Source organism: Micromonospora sp. NPDC048909 (assembly GCF_040649635.1).
Classification (GTDB): domain Bacteria; phylum Actinomycetota; class Actinomycetes; order Mycobacteriales; family Micromonosporaceae; genus Micromonospora.
The window spans coordinates 682,283-702,099 of the sequence record NZ_JBEZFU010000001.1 but is presented as its reverse complement, the minus strand read 5'-3'; the positions used below and the strand labels follow the sequence as shown (position 1 = coordinate 702,099).

The 19,817-nt window shown below is 72.5% G+C and carries 19 protein-coding genes; 8 read left to right on the top strand and 11 right to left on the bottom strand.

Going from position 1 to position 19,817, the window contains the following annotated elements:
- From AB0C04_RS03380 to AB0C04_RS03365, 4 genes are all read right to left on the bottom strand, one after another.
- A complete protein-coding gene (locus tag AB0C04_RS03380) occupies nt 1-510 on the bottom strand; it encodes a hypothetical protein (protein WP_357047542.1) in 510 nt (169 codons plus the stop codon).
- A 121-nt stretch (nt 511-631) separates the two neighbouring features.
- Nucleotides 632-1,915, bottom strand: a complete 1,284-nt coding sequence (locus AB0C04_RS03375) for an MFS transporter (RefSeq protein ID WP_357047539.1) — start codon at nt 1,913-1,915, stop codon at nt 632-634.
- A 70-nt stretch (nt 1,916-1,985) separates the two neighbouring features.
- A complete protein-coding gene (locus AB0C04_RS03370) occupies nt 1,986-2,435 on the bottom strand; it encodes a MarR family transcriptional regulator (RefSeq protein WP_357047535.1) in 450 nt (149 codons plus the stop codon).
- A 116-nt stretch (nt 2,436-2,551) separates the two neighbouring features.
- On the bottom strand, nt 2,552-4,033 hold the full coding sequence (locus AB0C04_RS03365; RefSeq protein WP_357047532.1) for an NCS2 family permease: 1,482 nt from the start codon (nt 4,031-4,033) through the stop codon (nt 2,552-2,554).
- An 88-nt stretch (nt 4,034-4,121) separates the two neighbouring features.
- On the opposite strand from AB0C04_RS03365, the gene AB0C04_RS03360 reads away from it, so the two are divergent.
- Complete coding sequence (locus tag AB0C04_RS03360) at nt 4,122-4,373, top strand: DUF2530 domain-containing protein (protein WP_357047529.1); 252 nt, start codon at nt 4,122-4,124, stop codon at nt 4,371-4,373.
- Between the two features lie 21 nt (nt 4,374-4,394).
- On the opposite strand, the gene AB0C04_RS03355 is transcribed toward AB0C04_RS03360, so the two are convergent.
- A complete protein-coding gene (locus tag AB0C04_RS03355; RefSeq protein ID WP_357047526.1) occupies nt 4,395-5,234 on the bottom strand; it encodes a DUF3027 domain-containing protein in 840 nt (279 codons plus the stop codon).
- An 87-nt stretch (nt 5,235-5,321) separates the two neighbouring features.
- Between AB0C04_RS03355 and AB0C04_RS03350 the strand changes: the two genes are divergently transcribed.
- Both AB0C04_RS03350 and AB0C04_RS03345 read left to right on the top strand, forming a co-directional pair.
- On the top strand, nt 5,322-6,935 hold the full coding sequence (locus tag AB0C04_RS03350; protein ID WP_357047523.1) for an MFS transporter: 1,614 nt from the start codon (nt 5,322-5,324) through the stop codon (nt 6,933-6,935).
- The gene (locus AB0C04_RS03345) at nt 6,932-7,582 is read left to right on the top strand and encodes a futalosine hydrolase (RefSeq protein WP_357047518.1); all 651 of its coding nucleotides are present in this window, start codon (nt 6,932-6,934) and stop codon (nt 7,580-7,582) included. The genes AB0C04_RS03350 and AB0C04_RS03345 overlap by 4 nt, the downstream gene beginning before the upstream one ends.
- Nucleotides 7,583-7,645: 63 nt before the next feature.
- Here AB0C04_RS03345 and AB0C04_RS03340 read toward each other — a convergent pair whose 3' ends face one another.
- The gene (locus AB0C04_RS03340; protein ID WP_357047515.1) at nt 7,646-8,476 is read right to left on the bottom strand and encodes a GNAT family N-acetyltransferase; all 831 of its coding nucleotides are present in this window, start codon (nt 8,474-8,476) and stop codon (nt 7,646-7,648) included.
- An 867-nt stretch (nt 8,477-9,343) separates the two neighbouring features.
- On the opposite strand from AB0C04_RS03340, the gene AB0C04_RS03335 reads away from it, so the two are divergent.
- Nucleotides 9,344-10,174, top strand: coding sequence for a 1,4-dihydroxy-6-naphthoate synthase (locus AB0C04_RS03335; protein ID WP_357047513.1), 831 nt, complete (start codon nt 9,344-9,346; stop codon nt 10,172-10,174).
- Here the strand turns inward: AB0C04_RS03335 and AB0C04_RS03330 are convergent.
- A complete protein-coding gene (locus tag AB0C04_RS03330; protein ID WP_350867898.1) occupies nt 10,135-10,521 on the bottom strand; it encodes a cold shock domain-containing protein in 387 nt (128 codons plus the stop codon). The two genes, AB0C04_RS03335 and AB0C04_RS03330, sit on opposite strands and share 40 nt — an antisense overlap.
- 28 nt (nt 10,522-10,549) lie before the next feature.
- Complete coding sequence (locus AB0C04_RS03325) at nt 10,550-11,173, bottom strand: HAD hydrolase-like protein (RefSeq protein ID WP_357047510.1); 624 nt, start codon at nt 11,171-11,173, stop codon at nt 10,550-10,552.
- Nucleotides 11,174-11,255: 82 nt separating this feature from the next.
- Between AB0C04_RS03325 and AB0C04_RS03320 the strand changes: the two genes are divergently transcribed.
- Nucleotides 11,256-13,730: a helicase-associated domain-containing protein gene (locus AB0C04_RS03320; protein WP_357047507.1), complete on the top strand. Its 2,475-nt coding sequence runs from the start codon at nt 11,256-11,258 to the stop codon at nt 13,728-13,730.
- 46 nt (nt 13,731-13,776) lie between these two features.
- Here the strand turns inward: AB0C04_RS03320 and AB0C04_RS03315 are convergent, their stop codons facing one another.
- Nucleotides 13,777-14,013, bottom strand: a complete 237-nt coding sequence (locus tag AB0C04_RS03315) for a hypothetical protein (protein ID WP_357047504.1) — start codon at nt 14,011-14,013, stop codon at nt 13,777-13,779.
- A 92-nt stretch (nt 14,014-14,105) separates the two neighbouring features.
- The gene (locus AB0C04_RS03310; protein ID WP_357047501.1) at nt 14,106-14,987 is read right to left on the bottom strand and encodes a L,D-transpeptidase family protein; all 882 of its coding nucleotides are present in this window, start codon (nt 14,985-14,987) and stop codon (nt 14,106-14,108) included.
- Between the two features lie 179 nt (nt 14,988-15,166).
- On the opposite strand from AB0C04_RS03310, the gene AB0C04_RS03305 reads away from it, so the two are divergent.
- On the top strand, nt 15,167-16,846 hold the full coding sequence (locus AB0C04_RS03305; protein WP_357047498.1) for a DNA repair helicase XPB: 1,680 nt from the start codon (nt 15,167-15,169) through the stop codon (nt 16,844-16,846).
- Between the two features lie 71 nt (nt 16,847-16,917).
- Here AB0C04_RS03305 and AB0C04_RS03300 read toward each other — a convergent pair whose 3' ends face one another.
- Nucleotides 16,918-17,877, bottom strand: a complete 960-nt coding sequence (locus AB0C04_RS03300; protein ID WP_357047494.1) for a zinc metalloprotease — start codon at nt 17,875-17,877, stop codon at nt 16,918-16,920.
- Between the two features lie 438 nt (nt 17,878-18,315).
- Here AB0C04_RS03300 and AB0C04_RS03295 point away from each other — a divergent pair, with 438 nt between their 5' ends.
- Entirely contained in the window at nt 18,316-18,825 is a 510-nt protein-coding gene (locus AB0C04_RS03295; RefSeq protein ID WP_357047491.1) for a SigE family RNA polymerase sigma factor, read from the top strand.
- Nucleotides 18,815-19,744 (top strand): hypothetical protein, encoded by a 930-nt coding sequence (locus tag AB0C04_RS03290; RefSeq protein ID WP_357047488.1) that lies wholly within the window; start codon nt 18,815-18,817, stop codon nt 19,742-19,744. Before AB0C04_RS03295 ends, AB0C04_RS03290 begins: the two co-directional genes overlap by 11 nt.
- Nucleotides 19,745-19,817: the final 73 nt, after the last annotated feature.

Genomic DNA, 19,817 nt, shown 5'->3' with positions numbered 1-19,817 from the left:
TCAGCGGTGCCGCTGGTGGTGACCGGCCCGGGCGGCGGGCAGGCTCATCCCGGCGGCGTGCAGCAGCCCCTCCACCCGGACCCGCTCGATCTCCTGGTCGACCCCGGAGAGCTCGCTCAGGTGCTCGGTGATGCCGAGGGCCCGGCAGGCCCGCCGGAGCCGGTCGTCGTACGCCTGGAGCACGGCGCCGTGCCACACCATCGACCGGCCGCTCCCACCGAGCCGCTGGCTACCCAGCCGGCGCAGGTCGGAGGCGAGCTGTTCCAACGGCCGCCGGTCCTCCCGGTCGAACTCGGAGAGGTCGATGTCGCGGGTCAGCGCGTCGGCCTCGATGGCCCGGTCGAGCTTGGCGATGGTGCGCCGCTCACGGCGCCGGTCCCGCCATTCGGTGTAGCCGCAGACCACCCGGTCGAGGATCTCGTCGGCGCAGAAGAGCAGGGCGAAGGCCGCCGGCAAACTGGCCACGGCGAGGAACGCCAGGGCCAGCAGCAGCGCGCGTCCGACTCCCACGCATCGACGCTAAGCCTCATGGTGCCGCTCCGCCACCGGATTGGCGGCATCCGCGCCATCCGCTCAACGGGACTCCGTCGGTCAAGCCGGCGGGGCCCCCGTACCAGGGGCCCCGGCCGACTCAGCAGTCGGTGGAGGTCACGTAGAAGCGGGGCATCGGCAGCACCCGGAACCGCAGCCGGGCGCCGGAGCGGCGCAGCTGCCAGGTCAGCGCCAGCAGCGCGGTGGCCAGCGAGATGAGCCCGCCGATCCAGATGCTGGCACCGGCGCCGAAGGTCTCCGCCACCCAGCCGATCAGCGGCGCGCCGACCGGGTTGGTACCCAGGAACACCAGCACCCACAGGGCCATCACCCGTCCCCGGAAGGCGGCGTCCACGCCGAGCTGGACCCGCTGGTTGGCGGCCTGGGCGAAGAACACCATGAAGAACCCGGTCGGCACCAACAGCGTCACCACCAGCCAGTACGCCGACGCGAGACCGACCAGGGTGCCGAAGCTGGCGCAGGCGACCGCCGCGCCGAGCACCAGCCAGACCGACGGGCGGCTGCGCCGCCCGGTGCCGGAGAGGGCGCCGCCGAGCGCGCCGACCGCCAGCGCGGTGCTGAACAGGCCGAACGAGGCCGCCCCGGTGTTGAACACGGTCTTGGCCAGCGCGGCCAGGGTGAGCTGGAAGTTGAAGAGCGACATGCCGATCACCGACATCACCACCATCGGCAGCAACAGGTCGGAGCGGCGCCAGACGTACCGCAGCCCGTCGATCACCTTCGCCGACGCCCGCTCGTCGCGCGGCGGCAGGGCTTCGCGGTGCAGCTCGGAGGTGCGCATCCGGACCACGTTGACCAGCGGCGCGATCGAGCTGAGCGCGGTGAAGAGAAAGACCGGGCCGACGTCGAAGGCGGCGATGGCCAGACCGGCGACGGCCGGTCCGACGATCCGGGCGGAGTTGAAGACGGCCGCGTTCAGCGAGAGCGCGTTCGGCAGCAGCGACATCCCGACGAGTTCGGAGACGAACGCCTGCCGGACCGGGGTCTCCACGGCGTTGGCGACGCCGAGCAGGGCGGCGAACGCGAAGACGTGCCAGAGCTGCACCAGGTCGGTGAGGACCAGCAGGCTCATGCCGAGCGCCAGCACGGTCCAGAGGGCGTTGGCGACGAAGAGCAGCACCCGCTTGTCGTAGCGGTCGGCGAGCCGCCCGGAGAGCAGGGTGAGCAGCAGCACCGGGGTGAACTGGAGCGCGGTGACCACGCCGAGCGCGGTCGCCGAGTTGTCAGAGAGCTCGAGGACGAGCCAGTCCTGGGCGATGAACATCATCCAGACGCCGATCAGTTTGATCAGCTGCCCGGACGCGAAGAGCCGGTAGTTGCGGACCTGTAGGGACTGGAACATCGTGCTCAGCTTGGCCTGCACTCTCGGTGCGCCTCCTCCGGGACGTACGCGTCATCGACAGGTGACGGCACGGCCCGGTGGCGCGGGCGGCTCAGGCGCGAGCGAGCTGCTGGAGAATCCCGGCGGCCCTGTGCAGGGTCTCCCGTTCGTCCTCGTCGAGCTCGGCCAGCCGGTGGGCCAGCCATTCATCGCGGGCCCGCTCGAACTGGTCGAGCACGGCCTGCCCTCCTTCGGTCGCCGCGAGGATGACCTGTCGTCCGTCGGTCGGATGGGGGGTGCGCTGCACGAGGCCGCGCTCCTCCAACTTCGCGACGATCTTGGTCATCGTCGGTGGCTGCACCCGCTCGACGTCGGCCAGTTCCCGGGGCGTCAGCGCACCCGCCAGCTTGAGGCTGGTGAGCGCGGAGACCTGGGTGACCGTGAGGTCGCCGACCGGTCGGGCCTGGCGGACCCGCCGGTTGAGTCGGGTGATCGCATCACGCAACTGGGGAGCCAGCTGCGCCGGTGGCACGCGTTTCGCCGTCACCGTCCGCTCCGTCACGATAGTTAGCTTAACTAATGAGCCTGGCTAACGACATCCGATATGACCAGGCTCACGAGGAAGGTTTGCCCGCTCCGGGCCGGGATCCAGACCGGACCCGACCCGGAGCAGGGCGGTCACAGCACCACGGACTCGATCGGCCCGCGCAGGAAGTAGAGGACGAAGAGCACGGCTACCCCGTACAGCAGCGGGTGCACCTCCCGGGCCTTCCCCCTGGCCACCTTCACCACGACGTACGTGATCAGACCTGCACCGATGCCGTTCGAGATCGAGTAGGTGAAGGGCATCAGCACGATGGTGAGGAACGCCGGGATGGCGATCTCGTAGTCGGACCAGTCGATGGTCCGCACCGCGGTCATCATCAGGAAGCCCACCACCACCAGCGCGGTGGAGGCCGCCTCGAACGGCACCACCAGCACCAGCGGCGCCAGGAACATCGCCAGCAGGAAGAGCGCACCGGTGACCAGGTTGGCCACCCCGGTCCGGGCACCCTCCGCCACACCGGAGGCGCTCTCGATGTACGACGTGTTGCTGGAGGTGCTGGCCGCACCGCCGGCCGCCGCGGCGATCGAGTCGACCAGCAGGATCTCCTTCGCCCGGGGCGGGGTGCCCTGCTCGTCGAGCATGCCGCCCTCCTGGCCGACGGCGACCATCGTGCCCATGGTGTCGAAGAAGTCCGTGATCAGCAGCGTGAACACGAACATCAGGACGACCAGCCAGCCGGCCCGGCTCCACGAGTCCAGCACGTTGAAGTTGCCGAGCAGCGACAGGTCGGGCACGTCCACCACCGTCTTCGGCAGCTCCGGGACGTTCAGCGCCCAGCCCTTCGGGTTGGGCTGACCGTTCACCACGGACGGCCCGATGTTCGCCACCGCCTCGACGACGATCGCCAGCACGGTCGAGGCGAGGATGCCGATCAGGATCGCGCCCCGGACCCGGCGTACCACCAGCACCAGGGTCAGCAGCAGCCCGACCACGAAGACCAGCAACGGCCAGCTGACCAGCTTGCCGCCGATGCCCAGCCCGACCGGCACCGTCGTGTTCGCCACGTCCGGCACCCGCCGGACGAAACCGGCGTCGACCAGGCCGATGATGGTCAGGAAGAGACCGATGCCGACGCCGATCGCCGTCTTCAGCTGGGTCGGCACCGAACGGAACACCGCGGTACGCAGGCCGGTCAGCACCAGCACCGCGATGATCACACCTTCGATCACCACCAGACCCATGGCGTCCGCCCAGGTCATCTCCGGGGCGATCTCGTACGCGACCAGCGCGTTGACGCCGAGGCCGGCGGCGAGCGCCAGCGGGAACCGGCCCACCACGCCCATCAGGATGGTCATCACGCCGGCGACCAGGGCGGTCGCCGCGGCGATCGCCGGGATCGGGAGGGTCTTGCCGTCACCGTCGACGGCACTACCGAGGATGAGCGGGTTCAGCACCACGATGTAGGCCATCGTGAAGAAGGTCGCCAGGCCACCGCGTACCTCGCGGCTCATCGTCGAGCCACGGGCGGAGATCTCGAAGAAACGATCGAATCCGTTACGCGGACGAGCGGGGCCGGGTGGGGTGCCGTTGTCGGGGGGCGGCGTTACAGCCATCAGGTCCTCGCAGGTGATCTTCCGGACGTCGCGCGCATCGTCCCAGATCAGTGGCGTGCAGGGAAAGCCGATCGCGTACGCTTGCCCGGTGCCGAACGAGCAGCCACCGCGGCCGGAGCCGCTCGACCCACCGATGGTGCCGTTCGCGCTCGCCGGAATGGCCGGCTGGGCGCTCGTCGGGCTGGTGCTCCTGATCTTCTTCCGCGGCTGGCTGACCGACCACGATCATCAGAACTGGCTCTGGATCTGCCTGGCCGGCTTCCTCTGGGGGTTCCCCGGCCTGGCGGTCATGCTGCGACACGACGCCAACCGTCGCCGCCGGCGCGCCGCGGCCGGCTGACCCGCGCGCCGGCTCGACCGGTCAGGGGTGGCCGTACGGCTCCGCCGGCTCGGCCGCCTCGACCGACCCGGGAGCCCGGCTGACCGACATGGCCTCCACCGCGCTGTCGTCGTAGACGGTCGGCATCTCCTCGACGGACGTCTCGGCCGCCTCGATGAGCGTCTCCGAGTGCGCGCCGCAACCGTGGTCGGCGCTCACCACGCGGCCGTCGTCGGGAGCGTAGAAGTTGCCGCAGGCGCCGAAGGCCTGCCGCATGGCGCCGGCCAGCGGCAGGTAGAAGCCGCAGGTGCCGCAGCGGGCCGAGGCAGGGGCGGCGGCGGAGATCGGGGCGGCGGGACCGTGGTCGCCGTCGTACCAGCGCTGGGCCGCCTCGGAGCGCCCCTCCCGGGAGAGCACCCGGGCCCGGCCCAGGCCGAACTCCCAGGCCGTCTCCTCGACCGCCGGGTCGTCGGAGAGCAGGTAGCCGGGAACCAACCGCTCGTCGTCGGGCGGGGTGGGCAGCAGGTCGCCGGGGCCGAGGTCGCCCGGCTTGAGCCGCTCCTGCCAGGGCAGCCAACCGGGGGCGAGCATCGCGTCAGTGCCGGGCAGCAGGACCGTCTCGCAGACGGTGACCTGGCGGCTGCGCGGCACCCGGGTGACGGTGACCGCCCAGCGCCAGCCGCGGTAGCCAGCGAGCCGACACTCGAAGTAGTGGGTGACGAGCCGGTCGCCCTCGGCCACTGCCTGGAGGTGCTCACCGACGTCGTCGGCATCCACCTCGGTGATGGCGGCGCGGGCCACCTCGACGGCGTCAGCGCAGACCTGGTCGAGGCGGGCGGCGCGGGTGGAGGCGGGCCTGGTCACCCGACCATTGTTCCCCATGCGTACGGCGGGGTGACAGGGACTCCCCGGTCACGTTCTGCGCAAGTGGTGCGGCGCACCGGGATCGGATGGGCGAGGATGGTGCACATGCCGCTGTCCTCCCGCCCTGAGCGGTCCGTCCTCGGGCGGACCGTCGGCACCGGCATCCGCGCGCTCCGGCTGCTGTTCCGCGGCTCGGTCGGCAGCGGGCGCTGGGTGACCCGCCGGGCCGGCCGGGCCCGCGCCAGGGGCGCCGGCGGCGAGGTCGGCATGGTTCGCCTCTTCGACCTGCACGCGGTCTCCTGCGCCGGGGACACTCTGATCGCCATCGGCCTGGCCGGGACGATCTTCTTCAACGTGCCGCTCGGCGAGGCGCGCAGCAAGGTCGCGCTCTACCTGCTGGTGACGATGGTGCCGTTCGCCATGCTCGCCCCGGTGGTCGGGCCGCTGCTCGACCACTTCCGGCACGGCCGCCGCTACGCGCTGGCCGCCACCATGCTCGGCCGGGCGTTCCTGGCCTGGCTGATCTCCGACTACATCCACGGCTTCGGGCTCTACCCGGCGGCGTTCGGGGTGCTGGCGCTCTCCCGGGCCTACGGGGTGGCCCGCTCGGCCGCGGTGCCGCGACTGCTTCCGGAAGGGCTGGGCCTCTCCCAGGTCGGCGCGAGGGCGAGCGTCTACGGCACGGTGGCCGGCGCGCTGGTCGCCCCGATCGGGCTGGCCGCGTTCTGGTTCGGGCCGCAGTGGCCGCTCCGGGTCGCCTCGGTGATCTTCCTCGTCGGCATGGTCATCGCGCTACGGCTACCGCCGAAGGCCGACTCGGAACCGCCGGAACGGGTGCCGCGTGCGCTGCGGGCGCTCGGCCGGCGCTCCGGTGATCGCCCATTGGGCCGGGGCCGACCGGCGGGCCGGTTGGTGATCGCCACCCTGATCGGCTCGGCCACGCTGCGCGCGATCTACGGCTTCCTGCTGCTCTTCCTCGCCTTCGCCATCAAGAAGGGCGACCTGACCACGGTCGTGTTCGGCCGGGAGCTGAGCGACGAGGCCGCGCTGGGGCTGGTCGGCGGCGCGCTGGCGGTGGGCACCTTCCTCGCCACCGCGGTCGGTACCCGGTTGCGGATCCACCGGCCGACCGCGATCCAGTCCAGCAGCATGGTCATCGTGGCCGGTGTGGCGGTGCTCGCCGTGCTGAAGTTCTCGCTGCCGATGGTGGCCCTGTTCTGCCTGGTCACCGCGATGCTGAGCGGGGTGGCCAAGCTGGCCGTGGACGCCTCGATCCAGGAGCGGATCCCGGAGCGCCTGCGGGCCAGTTCCTTCGCCCACTCCGAGACGGTGCTGATGCTCGCCTTCGTCCTCGGCGGCGGGCTCGGGCTGGTCCCGTTCGACGGTCGTACGGGCATCGCGGTCGCCGCCGGGGTCGGTGTGCTCGCCGCCATCCGGGGCGTGCTGGTCGCCAGCCGGCTGCGTGGCCAGCGCCTGGCCGGCCGGCCGCTCGGCGACGACGAGCTGGCCGAGGAGCCGGCCGACGACCCGGACGGCGCGCCGACGAAGGCCGACGACCCGAGCCCGACCTCACCGGCCCCGGCGCCGAACGGCGCCTCGGGCTACGAGCCCGGGCTCGCCCCGCCCGGCTACCACATCTACCGCCCGTCCTCGGCCGTCGGCGGCCCGGGCGGCAGCGACGAGGAGAACCGGCGGGAACCGCACGGACCGCTCTCGTGAGCGCCCTGCTGGTGGTCACCGCGGTGCCGGCCGAGGCGGACGCGGTGCGGGCCGGCCTCACCGATCCCACGGTGACGGTCGCCCCGGTCGGGGTGGGACCGGCGGTCGCGGGTGCGGCCACCGCCCGGCTGCTGGCGCTGGCCGAGGCGGCCGGCCGGCCCTACCGCGCGGTGGTCAGCGCCGGGGTGGCCGGCGGCTTCACCGCTCGGGTCGCGGTGGGTGGCACCGTGCTGGGGACCGCGAGCATCGCGGCGGACCTCGGCGCCGAGTCCCCGGAGGGCTTCATCCCGATCGACGCGCTCGGCATGCCGCCCGCGCTGCTGGGTGGCGGCAGCACCGTCACCGCCGATCCGGAGCTGCTGGCCGCGCTCCGTGCCGCGCTGCCGGCCGCCACCGTCGGGCCGGTACTCACGGTCACCACCGTGACCGGCACCGCCGCCAGCGCCGAGGCGTTGAGCCGGCGCCACCCGGACGCCGTGGCCGAGGCCATGGAGGGGTACGGCGTGGCGGTGGCCGCCGCCCAGGCCGGCCTGCCCTTCGCCGAACTGCGCACCATCTCCAACCCGATCGGCCCCCGCGACCGCGACGCCTGGCGCCTACGCGAGGCCCTCGCCGCCCTGACCGAGGCCGCCCCCGCCCTCGGCTGACCCCGCACTCGGCTCACCACGCTCTGCCGCCCTGGCTCTGATTCGCTACGCCACTGCCATTACTCAGGGCACCCGGTCCAGCCGCAGTGCCGCCGGGCGGCTCGCCTCGAACCGGAAGCCGCAGGCGAGCAGCAGGTCGACCCCGCCGCCGTCGGCGATCGCGTAGGCGCTGCGAATGCCCCATGTCCGCATGTCGTCGACGAGCGCCTCGACCAGCCGCCGCCCGACACCCAGCCGCCGATGAGCGAGAGCGACGAGAACACCGTCGAGCACCATCTCCCGCTCCGCGCCGTCGCCGTAGTCGCCGTAGCACAGGCGGGGGTTCCGTTCGTGCGCCCGAAGTTCGCCCACGAGTTCGCCGTCGGGCAACTCCGCGACGAATCGCCAGCAGGTCGGGGCGAACTGTTCGTCGGTCACCCGGCGCACCCGGAAGGTCCGCCGAACCTGCTCCCGCCGACGGCGGTCATCCCGGTAACACCGGTTCAGCTGATATGTGGCGAGCGGCAGAGGCAACGGATACCGCTCTGGCGGCAGGTTGTACCAATCTGCCCACCAGGCGCCCGGCCAGTCCCGCGGCTTGCGAACCTCCCAGACGTCCAGGTGCGCTGGATATCGCCGCCCCGCCTCATCACGCAGATCGTCGTGCGGCACCGCCGACACCGGTGCCAGTTCCACCTGCCGCGGCAGGCCGATAATCAGCTCGCCGCCCGCAGCGCGCACCAGCCGCTCGACCGTGCGAAATCGCGGATCCCCCGCCCGCCCGGACTCGATCCGCGCCAGAGTGGCCTGCGGTACGCCAGACCGCTCGGCAAGCTCCCGCTGGCTCAGATCCGCCTTCCGGCGCAGAGCCCGCAGGCTCCTGCCCACATCGATCGCATCCGCCGCCTCGCCCACAACCCGATGCTGCCGCCTCGCAACCTCGTCATCAACACCCGCATGCATCCTGTGGACAACACTGTGGACAACACTGTGACCAGGTAACGCCAGCGGCGAACCGGTCCACCTGCGGAGCGCTACCGGTCGGGGAGGTCAATGGGTACTGCAACGCTCTGGAGCTGAACCGTCTATGTCATCACCCAGGAAGCGGGCCTCAGCGTTTGCTGCCTCGGGCACGGGCGGCTCAAACCGGAGCGCTGCCGCGCGGTACCGGCCCGGAGGCCTGCGGCGTCGCGGCACCTGCTCGCGGCATAACCCGGGTTGAGGGACGCCGGCCCGGCCGCCACCGCCGCCGGCGCCGCGACCCACGGCCGCTGGGAGCGCGAGCCGCCACCGGCGCCGCGATCCACGGCCGCAGGAGGCGCGAGCCGCCGCCGGCGCCGCGATCCACGGCCGCAGGAGGCGCGGGTCGGCCACCGGCGCCGGCGACCCGCAGCGGCAGGGGCCGCGGGGCACCGCGGGCGACGTCGGCGACACGCGCGGGGCCTGATCCCACCGCGGGCGGCCGCAGGTGCGGCGAGTAAGGCAGGCGAATCGTCTACGACATCAGCTCCAAAGGGGGTCAACCACAGGTTCGGGGGGCGGTTAGGTCCGGAGCCCGCCTAGGACCGAGGCCCCGCTCAGGTCCGGGGGGCTCGCTCCGGACCAGAGCAGCGCGGGGCAGCGGGCGGCCCGGGTCGGCTGACCACCACGCGGCCCGCGGCCGCGCCGGCACTCTGGTCGGTCGCGCTGGTCAGAGCCGCCCCGCGTTCAGCCCAGGTGCCAGGTCACAGTGGCAGGGGCCCGCAAAGGGACGGCCTGCGGGGGCGGGGCTACGGTGGGGGCGTGGCGCTCTCCCTGGCGATCTCGCCCTGCCCCAACGACACGTTCGTCTTCGACGCCCTGGTGCATGGCCGGGTCTCCGGCGCTCCGCCGGTCGAGGTGACCTACGCCGACGTGGACGTGACCAACACGGCTGCCGAGCGCGGGGAGTTCGACCTGGTCAAGGTGAGTTACGCGGCGCTGCCGTGGCTGCTGGACAAGTATCACCTGCTGCCGTGCGGCGGGGCGCTCGGTCGCGGCTGCGGGCCGCTGGTGCTCACCCGCGGCGACCGCACCGAACTCTCCGGGGCGACCGTCGCCGTACCCGGTGACCGGACCACCGCGTACCTGCTCTTCCGGCTCTGGGCGGCAGGCCACCCGCCGGCGCGGATCGAGGTGGTGCCGTTCCACGAGATCATGCCCGGCGTGGCCGCCGGCCGCTACGACGCCGGCCTGGTCATCCACGAGGCCCGGTTCACCTACCACCGGCACGGCCTGACCGCCCTGGTCGACCTCGGCGAGTGGTGGGAGGCCGACACCGGCCTGCCCATCCCCCTCGGCGCGATCCTCGCCCGGCGCGGCGTCGTCGACCCGAAGGCCGCCGCCGGGTGGATCCGGGAATCCGTGCGACAGGCCTGGGCCGACCCGGCCACCAGCCGTGACTACGTGCTCGCGCACTCCCAGGAGATGGAGCCCGACGTCGTCGACCAGCACATCGGCCTCTACGTCAACGAATTCACCGCCGACCTGGGGGAGGCGGGATTCGCCGCCGTGGAGGCGCTGCTCGGCCGAGCCGCCGACGCCGGGCTGGTGCCTCAGACCTCCAGCTCGCGCGCCACCGCGTGGACCAGCTGAGCGATCTTCTGCGACGTCTTCCGGTCCGGGAAGCGGCCCCGGCGCAGGTCCGGCTGGACCTTCGCCTCCAGCACCTTGATCATGTCTTCGACCAGGCCGTGCAGCTCCTCCGCCGGCCGGCGGCGCAGCTCGGCCACCGACGGCGGCGCCTCCAACAGCTTGACCCCCATGGCCTGCGCGCCCCGGCGGCTGTCCACCACGCTGAAATCGACCCGCTGACCACCCTTGAGGTCGGTGACACCCGCCGGTAGCGCGCCCTTCGGCAGGAACACGTCGCCACCCTCGTCACTGGTGACGAACCCGTATCCCTTGGTCGCGTCGTACCACTTCACTCGACCCGTAGGCACCTGAGAACCCCTGCTTCGCTTGAGACGTCTACTGCCCCAAGGCTAGCTGGATCATGCCGTCGAGCGCCGCCGGGAATCCGGTGAGATCGTCCAGCACCACCTCGGCCCCGGCCTCGCGCAGCTCCTCGGCCGAGCACGGGCCGGTCGCAACCGCGATGCCCGGCACCCCCGCCGCCGCGGCGGCCACCATGTCGGCCACGTGATCCCCGACGTAGTGGGTCGCGCCGTGCTGCCGCAGCGCCGTCGCCTTCTCCTCGGCGAAGAGGTCACCGGCCAGCTCGTCCACCACCAGCCCCAGGTGCTCCAGATGCAGCCGGGCCAGCCGGCCGAGCTTGGAGGTGACCACCAGCACCCGGCCGCCCCGGGCGCGGACCGCCTCGATCGCCTCCCGGGCGCCGGGCAGCGGGACGGTCGGGGTGATCGCGTACGCCGGGTAGAGCTCCCGGTAGAGCCGCACCGCCGACTCGACCTGCTCCGGCGGGAACCACCGGGCGATCTCCGTGCGCAGCGGCGGCCCGAGCCGGGACACCGCCGCGTCCGCGTCCACCGGCACACCGGTCTGCGCGGTGAGCGCCCGGAAGGCGGCGGCGATGCCGGGGCGCGAGTCGACCAACGTCATGTCGAGGTCGAACCCGACCGTCAGAGGGAGCATGCGAAGAACCTACCGGCCCCGCCCAGCCAGCCGGACGTCCGAGGGGCGGGACCACCCCGGACCGGGCTAGCGTGGAACGACGATGACCACCTCACTCGCCGACCACCTGCGGTCGCTGCCCGACGAGTCGCTGGCCGCCCTCCTCCAGCTGCGGCCGGACCTCGTCGTACCCGTGCCGTCCGACATCTCCGCCCTCGCCATCCGGGCGCAGTCCCGGGTCTCGGTGGCCCGGGCGCTGGACGGGCTGGACCAGTTCACCCTCTTGATCCTCGACGCCGCCCGGCTGACCGGTGACCCGACGGACGGCACCACCTCGACCGAAGCCGTGCTCGCCATGGCGGCGGCCGGTCCCCGGCCACCCGAGCCGGCCGCCGTCCGGCGCGCGGTCAACCGGCTGCGGGCACTCTTCCTGCTGTACGGCCCGGAGAGCGCCCTCACCGTGGTGCCGAGCGTCGACGAGGTGGCGCCGTACCCTGCCGGGCTCGGCCGACCGGCGGCCGAGCTGGACCCGCGCACGGCCGCGCTCTGCGCGGACCCGGCGAAGCTGCGCCGGACCCTGCTCGCCGCGCCGCCCTCCGCCCGGGCGATCCTGGACCGGCTCGCGGCCGGACCGCCGGTGGGCAGCGTGCCACCGGGCGCGTTGCAGGCGCCGCCGCTCGGGGCGGAGGACGCGCTGCCGCCGGACCCGACCAACGGCGGCGCGCCGACCGGGTCGCCGGTGCGCTGGCTGGTGGACAACCGGCTGCTGGTCTCGATCTCCACCGGCAGGGCGGGGGTGGGCGGCACGGTCGAGCTGCCCCGGGAGATCGGGCTGCTGCTGCGCCGCGACAGCGGACCGCTCGGCCCGTTGCGGACCAGCCCACCGCCGGTCGCCGCCACGCCGAGGGAGCCGAAGGCGGTCGACTCGGCCGGCGCCGGCCAGACCATGGAGGTGGTACGCCACACCGAGGCGCTGCTGGAGCAGCTCGCCGCCGAGCCGGCCCCGGTGCTCCGCTCCGGCGGCATCGGGGTACGCGACCTGCGCCGGCTGGCCCGCGCCGCCGGGCTGGACGAGCCGAACGCCGCCCTGCTGCTCGAGGTGGCGTACGCGGCCGGGCTGACCGGTGAACTGGAGCTGCCCGGTGCCACCACCACCCGGTACGGGGCCGACCAGCAGGTGCTGCCGACGGGCGGCTACGAGGTGTGGCGGGCCGCCTCCCTGGCCCAGCGCTGGGAGCAACTGGCCCGCGCCTGGCTGACCATGACCCGGCAGGTGGGGCTGGTCGGCCAGCGCGACGACCGGGACCGGCCGATCACCGTGCACTCCGCCGAGGCGGAGCGGGCCGGCGCGCCGGCTGCCCGACGGGCGGTGCTCGGCGTCCTCGCCGACCTGGAGCCGGCGACCGCCCCCACGCCCGACGAGGTGTTGGAGCTGCTCGACTGGCGGGCACCCCGGCGCAGCCGGGGGCGGGAGAACGCGCACCGGGAGGTGCTCGCCGAGGCCGCTCAGCTCGGCGTCACCGGGCTGGGGGCGCTGACCTCGTACGGGCGGCTGCTGCTGGCCGACACGGACGAGCACGGTGCGGACGACCCGCTCGGGGTGCGCGCCGAGGCCGACAGCGAGGAGCCGTCGACCGCGGTACGGGCGCTGGACGCGCTGCTGCCCGCCCCCGTCGACCACTTCCTGGTGCAGGCCGACCTGACCGTGGTGGTGCCCGGACCGCCGGACCCGACGCTCGCCGGCGAGCTGGACGCGGTGGCCGAGCAGGAGTCGGCGGGCGGGGCCAGCGTCTACCGGGTCAGCCCGGCGAGCGTGCGCCGGGCGCTGGACGCCGGCTACACCGCGGACGACCTGCACGCGGTTTTCCGGCGGCGCTCCCGCACCCCGATACCGCAGTCGCTCACCTACCTGGTGGACGACGTGGCCCGCAAGCACGGGGGGCTGCGCGGTGGCGCCGCCGGGGCGTACCTGCGCAGCGACGACGAGGCGCTGCTCAGCGAGGTCTTCGCCGACCGGCGGCTGGAGTCGCTGGCGCTGCGTCGGCTGGCGCCCACCGTGCTGATCACCCCGTACCAGGTGGGGCGGCTGCTCGGTGCGCTGCGCGACGCCGGTTATGCCCCGGTGCCCGAGGACGCCAGCGGCGCGGCGGTGCTCTCCCGCCCGAAGACCCGACGGGCACCCGCCCGGGTGTCGGTGGCCACTCGGACCCTCGACCCGCTGGTCGCGCCGAAGCTGCCGATGCCGCGGCTGCTCGGGGTGGTGGAACAGATCCGGCGGGGCGATGCCGCGGCCCGGGCGGCCCGGCGGGCCCCGGCGGTGGTGCGCGGCGGCGTCCGGGGCGTCACCGGCCCGACGCCGACGCACAGCCACACCGACGCCCTCGCGGTGCTGCAACAGGCGGTACGGGACAAGGCGCTGGTCTGGGTCGGCTACGTCGACGCGCACGGGGCGACCGCATCCCGGCTGGTCAAGCCCGTCTCTATCGGCGCCGGCTACCTGCGGGCCGAGGACGAGCGGACGGAGATGCTGCACACCTTCGCGCTGCACCGGATCACCGCGGCGGTGCTCGCCGACTGACCCGGATGCCGCTGCGGTCGATGCCGTGCGACCGAGGTCGGGCCGGTCAGCGGCGGCTGCGGCGGACCGTGCCGACGACCGCGATCACCAGCAGCAGCGCGAAGCCGGCGCCGGCCGTCTCGCCGACGGAGTTGACGAAGCCCTGCCGGAGCACCAGCCAGCCGAAGAGGAACCAGCCAAAAAGCACCACGCCGGCGACCGCGTACGCGACCAGGGTGGCGGTGGAGACCTCGCCGGCCGGCGCCCGGTCGTGTTCGGGGACCACGTCACGATCGACCGTCATCTTCCGCCCCTCCCCGCCGGCGCGACGCCAGACGTCCAGCGTGGCACCGGCGGGGCGGAAGTGACAGGGGATAAATCCCGGATTCGGGCGGCTCAGGTGCCGGGGCGTCGCCCGATCAGGACCACCCGACTGCCGACCTTGCCCAGCTCCCAGTAGCGGACCGCGTCGCGGTGCAGCAGGTTGACGCAGCCGTGCGAGCCGATCGACTTGTTGTGCAGGTAGGTGGTGGTCTCGTGGAAGCCCATGCCCTGGGTGAAGTGCTGCCAGTACGGCAGCCAGACCTCGTACGGGTTGGACCACTCCTTGACGTTCCGGTAGTTGATCGTGAAGGTGCCGGCCGGCGTCCGGTAGCCGGACATCCCGGTCCGGGTCACCGTGGGCTTCACGAGCACCTTGCCGTTGCGCATCACCCAGGTGGTCTGCCGGGTCAGGTCGATGCAGAACGTGGTGCCCGAGCCGGCCCGGCACCGGCTGGTGTCGGTGGTGGCGAGTCGCTTCGCCACGTCGTACGTCGTCGGGCCGGCGCGGCCGGCGGCCGGCCGGATGTCGTACCGCTGCTGGAACTTCTTGATCGCGGCGCAGTCTGCGGCGGACTGCCGGCCGTCGACGGTCACCGCGCCGAACCCGCCCAGCTGGGCCAGGTAGGTCTCCACCGCCCGCTGCTGCTCGCCCTGCGGGCAACCGGCCGGGGTGGTGCTGGTCGCCGGCTTCGGCGCGGTGCGGGTCGGCGACGGCCTGGGCTTCGGCGGGGTCGTTCGGGACGCGGTCGGCTCCGGCGTCGTCGTCGCGGGTTGGTCACGCTGGTCGGTACCGGGCGCTGCGCTCGCCCCCGATGCCTGTTCCGCCGCTCCGGCCGGGGCGGCTCCCCCGCCACCACTCCCGCCGGTCGACGGGTCGAGCGCGCACGCGCCGGCGCCGACCAGCGTGACCACCACCAGGGCGACCAGCCGGGAAGTGAGTCGAACGCGCTTCATGAGCCCTCCCTGCAGAACCGTCCCCTTCGTAGACGTTTATAAGTGCCAGACCGGTTGCATCGGGTGAGCATTTTTCTTCCGACCTCCCGCCGCGTGCAACACTGGATGGTCGGCCTGCGGCCGGTCACTCGCCGTAGCGGGTAACCGACTGGCGGCAACCCCGAGGAGAGGACGCTGGCGTGAGCGGTGGACCACTGATCGTGCAGTCGGACAAGACCCTGCTGCTGGAGATCGACCACCCCGACGCACAGGCCTGCCGGATGGCCATCGCGCCCTTCGCGGAGCTGGAGCGCTCCCCGGAGCACGTGCACACCTACCGGCTGACCCCGCTCGGGCTCTGGAACGCCCGGGCCGCGGGGCACGACGCCGAGAGCGTCGTCGACGCGCTGATCAAGTTCTCCCGCTACCCCGTCCCGCACGCGCTGCTGGTGGACGTGGCCGAGACGATGGACCGGTACGGCCGCCTCCAGCTCGCCAACGACCCGGTGCACGGGCTGGTGCTGCGAGCGTTCGACCGGGTGGTGCTGGTCGAGGTCGCCAAGAGCAAGAAGCTCGCCGGCATGCTCGGCGCGCGGATCGACGACGACACCATCGCGGTGCACCCCTCCGAGCGGGGCCGGCTCAAGCAGGCGCTGCTCAAGCTCGGCTGGCCGGCCGAGGACCTGGCCGGCTACGTGGACGGCGAGGCGCACCCGATCGAGCTGGCCGAGGCCGGCAAGGACGGCCGCAAGCCGTGGACGCTGCGGTCGTACCAGCGGGAGGCGGTGGAGACGTTCTGGGCCGGCGGGTCGGGCGTGGTGGTGCTCCCCTGCGGCGCCGGCAAGACGCTGGTGGGCGCGGCCGCGATGGCCGAGGCCAAGGCGACCACGCTGATCCTGGTCACCAACACGGTGGCCGGCCGGCAGTGGAAGCGGGAACTGGTCGCGCGCACCTCGCTGACCGAGGAGGAGATCGGCGAGTACTCGGGCGAGCGCAAGGAGATCCGTCCGGTCACCATCGCCACGTACCAGGTGCTCACCTCGCGGCGCGGCGGCGCCTTCACCCACCTGGACCTCTTCGGCGCCCGCGACTGGGGCCTGGTCATCTACGACGAGGTGCACCTGCTGCCCGCGCCGATCTTCCGGTTCACCGCGGACCTGCAGGCCCGCCGCCGGCTCGGCCTGACCGCGACCCTGGTCCGCGAGGACGGCCGGGAGGGCGACGTGTTCAGCCTGATCGGCCCCAAGCGGTACGACGCGCCGTGGAAGGACATCGAGTCGCAGGGCTGGATCGCCCCGGCCGAGTGCACCGAGGTCCGGGTGACCCTGACCGACGCGGAGCGGATGGCGTACGCGACGGCGGAGGCCGAGGAGCGCTACCGGATGGCGGCGACCGCCCGGACGAAGCTGCCGGTGGTGCGGGCGCTGGTCGACCGGCACAAGGGCGACCAGGTGCTGGTGATCGGCGGCTACATCGACCAGCTGCACCAGCTGGGCGAATACCTCGACGCGCCGATCGTGCAGGGCTCGACCACCAACAAGGAACGCGAGCGGCTCTTCGACGCGTTCCGCTCCGGCGAGATCCGTACCCTGGTCATCTCGAAGGTCGGCAACTTCTCCATCGACCTGCCGGAGGCGGCGGTGGCGATCCAGGTGTCCGGGACGTTCGGCTCCCGGCAGGAGGAGGCGCAGCGGCTGGGCCGGGTGCTCCGCCCCAAGGCCGACGGCCGACAGGCGCACTTCTACACGGTCGTCTCCCGGGACACGATCGACACCGAGTACGCGGCGCACCGGCAGCGGTTCCTGGCCGAGCAGGGGTACGCGTACACCATCGTGGACGCCGACGACGTCCTCGGCCCGAAGCTTCCGACCGTCGACTAGCAACGCGATCCCGAGGCCCGAAAGGGGTTGACGGGCCGCTGAGCGCGGCCCGTCAACCCGGCAATGCTCGGTTACTTGCCGCCACCGGATCGGAACGCCACCCAGGCGTCGCTCATCCGGTCCGCCTGTCCCGCGGTGAACATGTTCATGCAGGAGTCCTGCGTGTAGTCCATGAAGTTGTGGATCGGGTCCAGCCCGGGCGCGGTGCAGGTGTCCGCGCCCACCGGGCAGTCGAACTGGGGCGCCGCCTCGCGCGGAGTGTCCGCGACGAAGTCGCCGGAAGCGGAGCACCCGTGCGCGAAGGTGTGCTCCAGCATCAGCCAGTGCCCGACCTCGTGCGTCAGCGTGTCGCCCAGCGCGTACTTGCCCGCCGTTCCGCCCGGCATCGACTCGTCGAGCATCACCACACCGTCGATGTAGTCCCGGCCGTTGTTGTAACCCTTCGGGAAGTACGCCCAGCCGAGGAGCCCGCCGCCGATGTTGGCCGCGTAGACGTTCAGGGTGCGGGCGTCGCCGGTGTACAGCGCCTGCTTCATGTTCCGCTCGTTCTTGCCCGGCACGACGGTGTACCAGTCGCTGTTCACCGTCCACGTGGTGTCGACGAGCGAGAACCGGAACGGCGTGTCCGAGGCGTTCGCCGCCGTACGGCCCGCGAACGAGTCGTTGAGCACCGTCATCTGTGCCGCGATCAGGGTGTTCCACCTGGTCGTCTCCGCCGCGCTGAGCGGGTGGTCGGAGACCATGTGGAAGATCGTGGGCACGGTGACGCTGCCGTTGGCCAGGCGCGGCGAATCCTTGATCACGCCGTAGGCGTTCGCCTCGTTCTTGGAGTACAGCTCCGGCTCTTTTGCGGTGGCGCCCTCGGCGACCCGGGCCACGCTGTGCTCGTCGGCACCCGGCTCACACGCCTCGACACCCGGGGAGACGGTCAGGGGTGCTGCCGCCACCGCGCCGTAGGCGCCACCGGACGCCAGCAACGTCGCGGCGGTGGCGGTGAGGACTGCCAGTCGGTAGATAGGTCTCCTGTGCATCGGTGCACCTTTCAAGGGATGGACGCGGTGCGGAATCGACGCGGGGTTGCCATGACCCAGGTCAATGACGTCGTCTGCCCGGTATAAGACCACGTCAGTAGCGCCGACAAAAGCCCTGTTCAAATGACTAATGTCGATGTAACGGTAGCGGGCCGAGGAGCGCTCTTACAAAAGCGCCCGGACGGTTTGGAAACCAAGTTCCCCCCGCTGGCCGGGCGGGGTGACCGTGGCGGCCGAGGACGAGCAGGGGCGTACGCCACTGGGTCTTCTGCGACCGACCACTGCTCGGCGGCGGGCGGTGTGGGTGTCAGCGTTGCTGCCGACATGCGACAAGACCCCAGCCCCGAACGGACGGGAAAATTTCTCGGCACGACCGCAACCCGCCGGCACGCTCGTCCGTCCCCCATGCGTGTCAGTCAGCAGAACGGGCAGAGGTGGATGAGGGACGCAGAGAGCTTCGACGATTTCTACCGGAGCAGCAGGAAACGGATGCTGCGCTACGGGTACGCGGTGGCCGGGGATCACACCGAGGCGCAGGACCTCGTGCAGGAGGCGTTCGCCCGGGCGTGGCGGCACTGGCGGAAGCTCTCCGACCACCCCGCACCCGAGGCGTGGGTCCGTCTCGTCGTGGCCCGGCTGGCGGCGGACCGGTGGCGTCGGCTCAGCGGCTGGCGAGCGGCGATCGCCCGTTACGGCCCACCGGACGTGGTTCGTCCGCCGGCTGACGACACCGTCCTGCTGGTGGGTGCGCTCCGGCAGTTGCCCGCGGCGCAGCGCCAGGCACTGGCGCTGCACTACCTGTTCGACATGTCCGTGGAGGACATCGCGCGGGAGACGAACGCGCCGATCGGAACCGTCAAGTCGTGGTTGTCGCGTGGCCGGTCGCGGCTCGCCGCCCTGCTGCCCGATGTCTCGCCCGAGGAAATGGAGGCCACTGGTGTCGCGTGAACTGGACAGTTTCTACCGCTCCCTGGCCGAGGACGCCGACGAGCAGGTGCTGACGCCTCCAGACGCGCTGCGGCGCCGGGCCGACCGGCGTGCCCGTGCCCGTGGAACGGTCACGGCGCTGGCCGCGGCGGTCCTGGTGGTTGCTACGGCGGCCGGCAGCCAGTTGGTGCTGACGGCGAACCAGGGCGCCCAGGTCGTCACCCCCGGCAGCACGCCGTCGGTGAGCACGCCGTCGGCGACCACGACACCGTCCCCGACGGCTACCACCTCGCCGTCGCCGGTGGACCCGACCGGGTTGGCGACCACGCCGAGCGCCGGAAAGCCGCCGACGAACCGGAGCGAAGCTCCCGACACTCCGACCAGCATCCCCGACCGGGCCTTCTTCACCCAGCCGGCCGGAACCGTCGCCTCGCCACCCGCCTTCGTCTTTGAGGACGCCCTGCCGAAGCTCTGCGGCGCCCGTTACCCCAGCGACGAGTCCCTGGTGCAGCGCCGGACCAAGAAACTGGTCTACCGGAAGCCGGACACCCCCGAGGGGCATGTGCCAGACGGCAGTTACCTGCACAGCATCACCATCTACCGGTCCGGGAAGGCCGCGGCCTGGATGGGCGACCTCCGCCGGGCTGTGCAGAACTGCCCCGAGCAGGAGCGCGTAGAGGGGGTTGTCTCCCGGCAGCGGCTGTTGAACAGCGGCGACTTCGGCGACGACTCCGTGCTGTTCGAGATGAGCGAGCCGGCTCGGGACGTCAACGGTGACCCGACCGGCGGCAACACTGTGCGGTTGATCCGGGCGATTCGGATCGGTGACGTGGTGACCGTGCTCTGGGAACAGGGGTGGGAAGGCACCTCCAGCGAGCGTTCCCAGGTCGACGATTACAGCCGCCGGGCGGTGACCGCGATCCGGCGCTGGCTCGGCTGAACGCCGGGCGGCCCGTGCTGGTCGCCGGAGCAACGTCGAAAGGCCCTGGCTGGGACTGACGTCCTGACCAGGG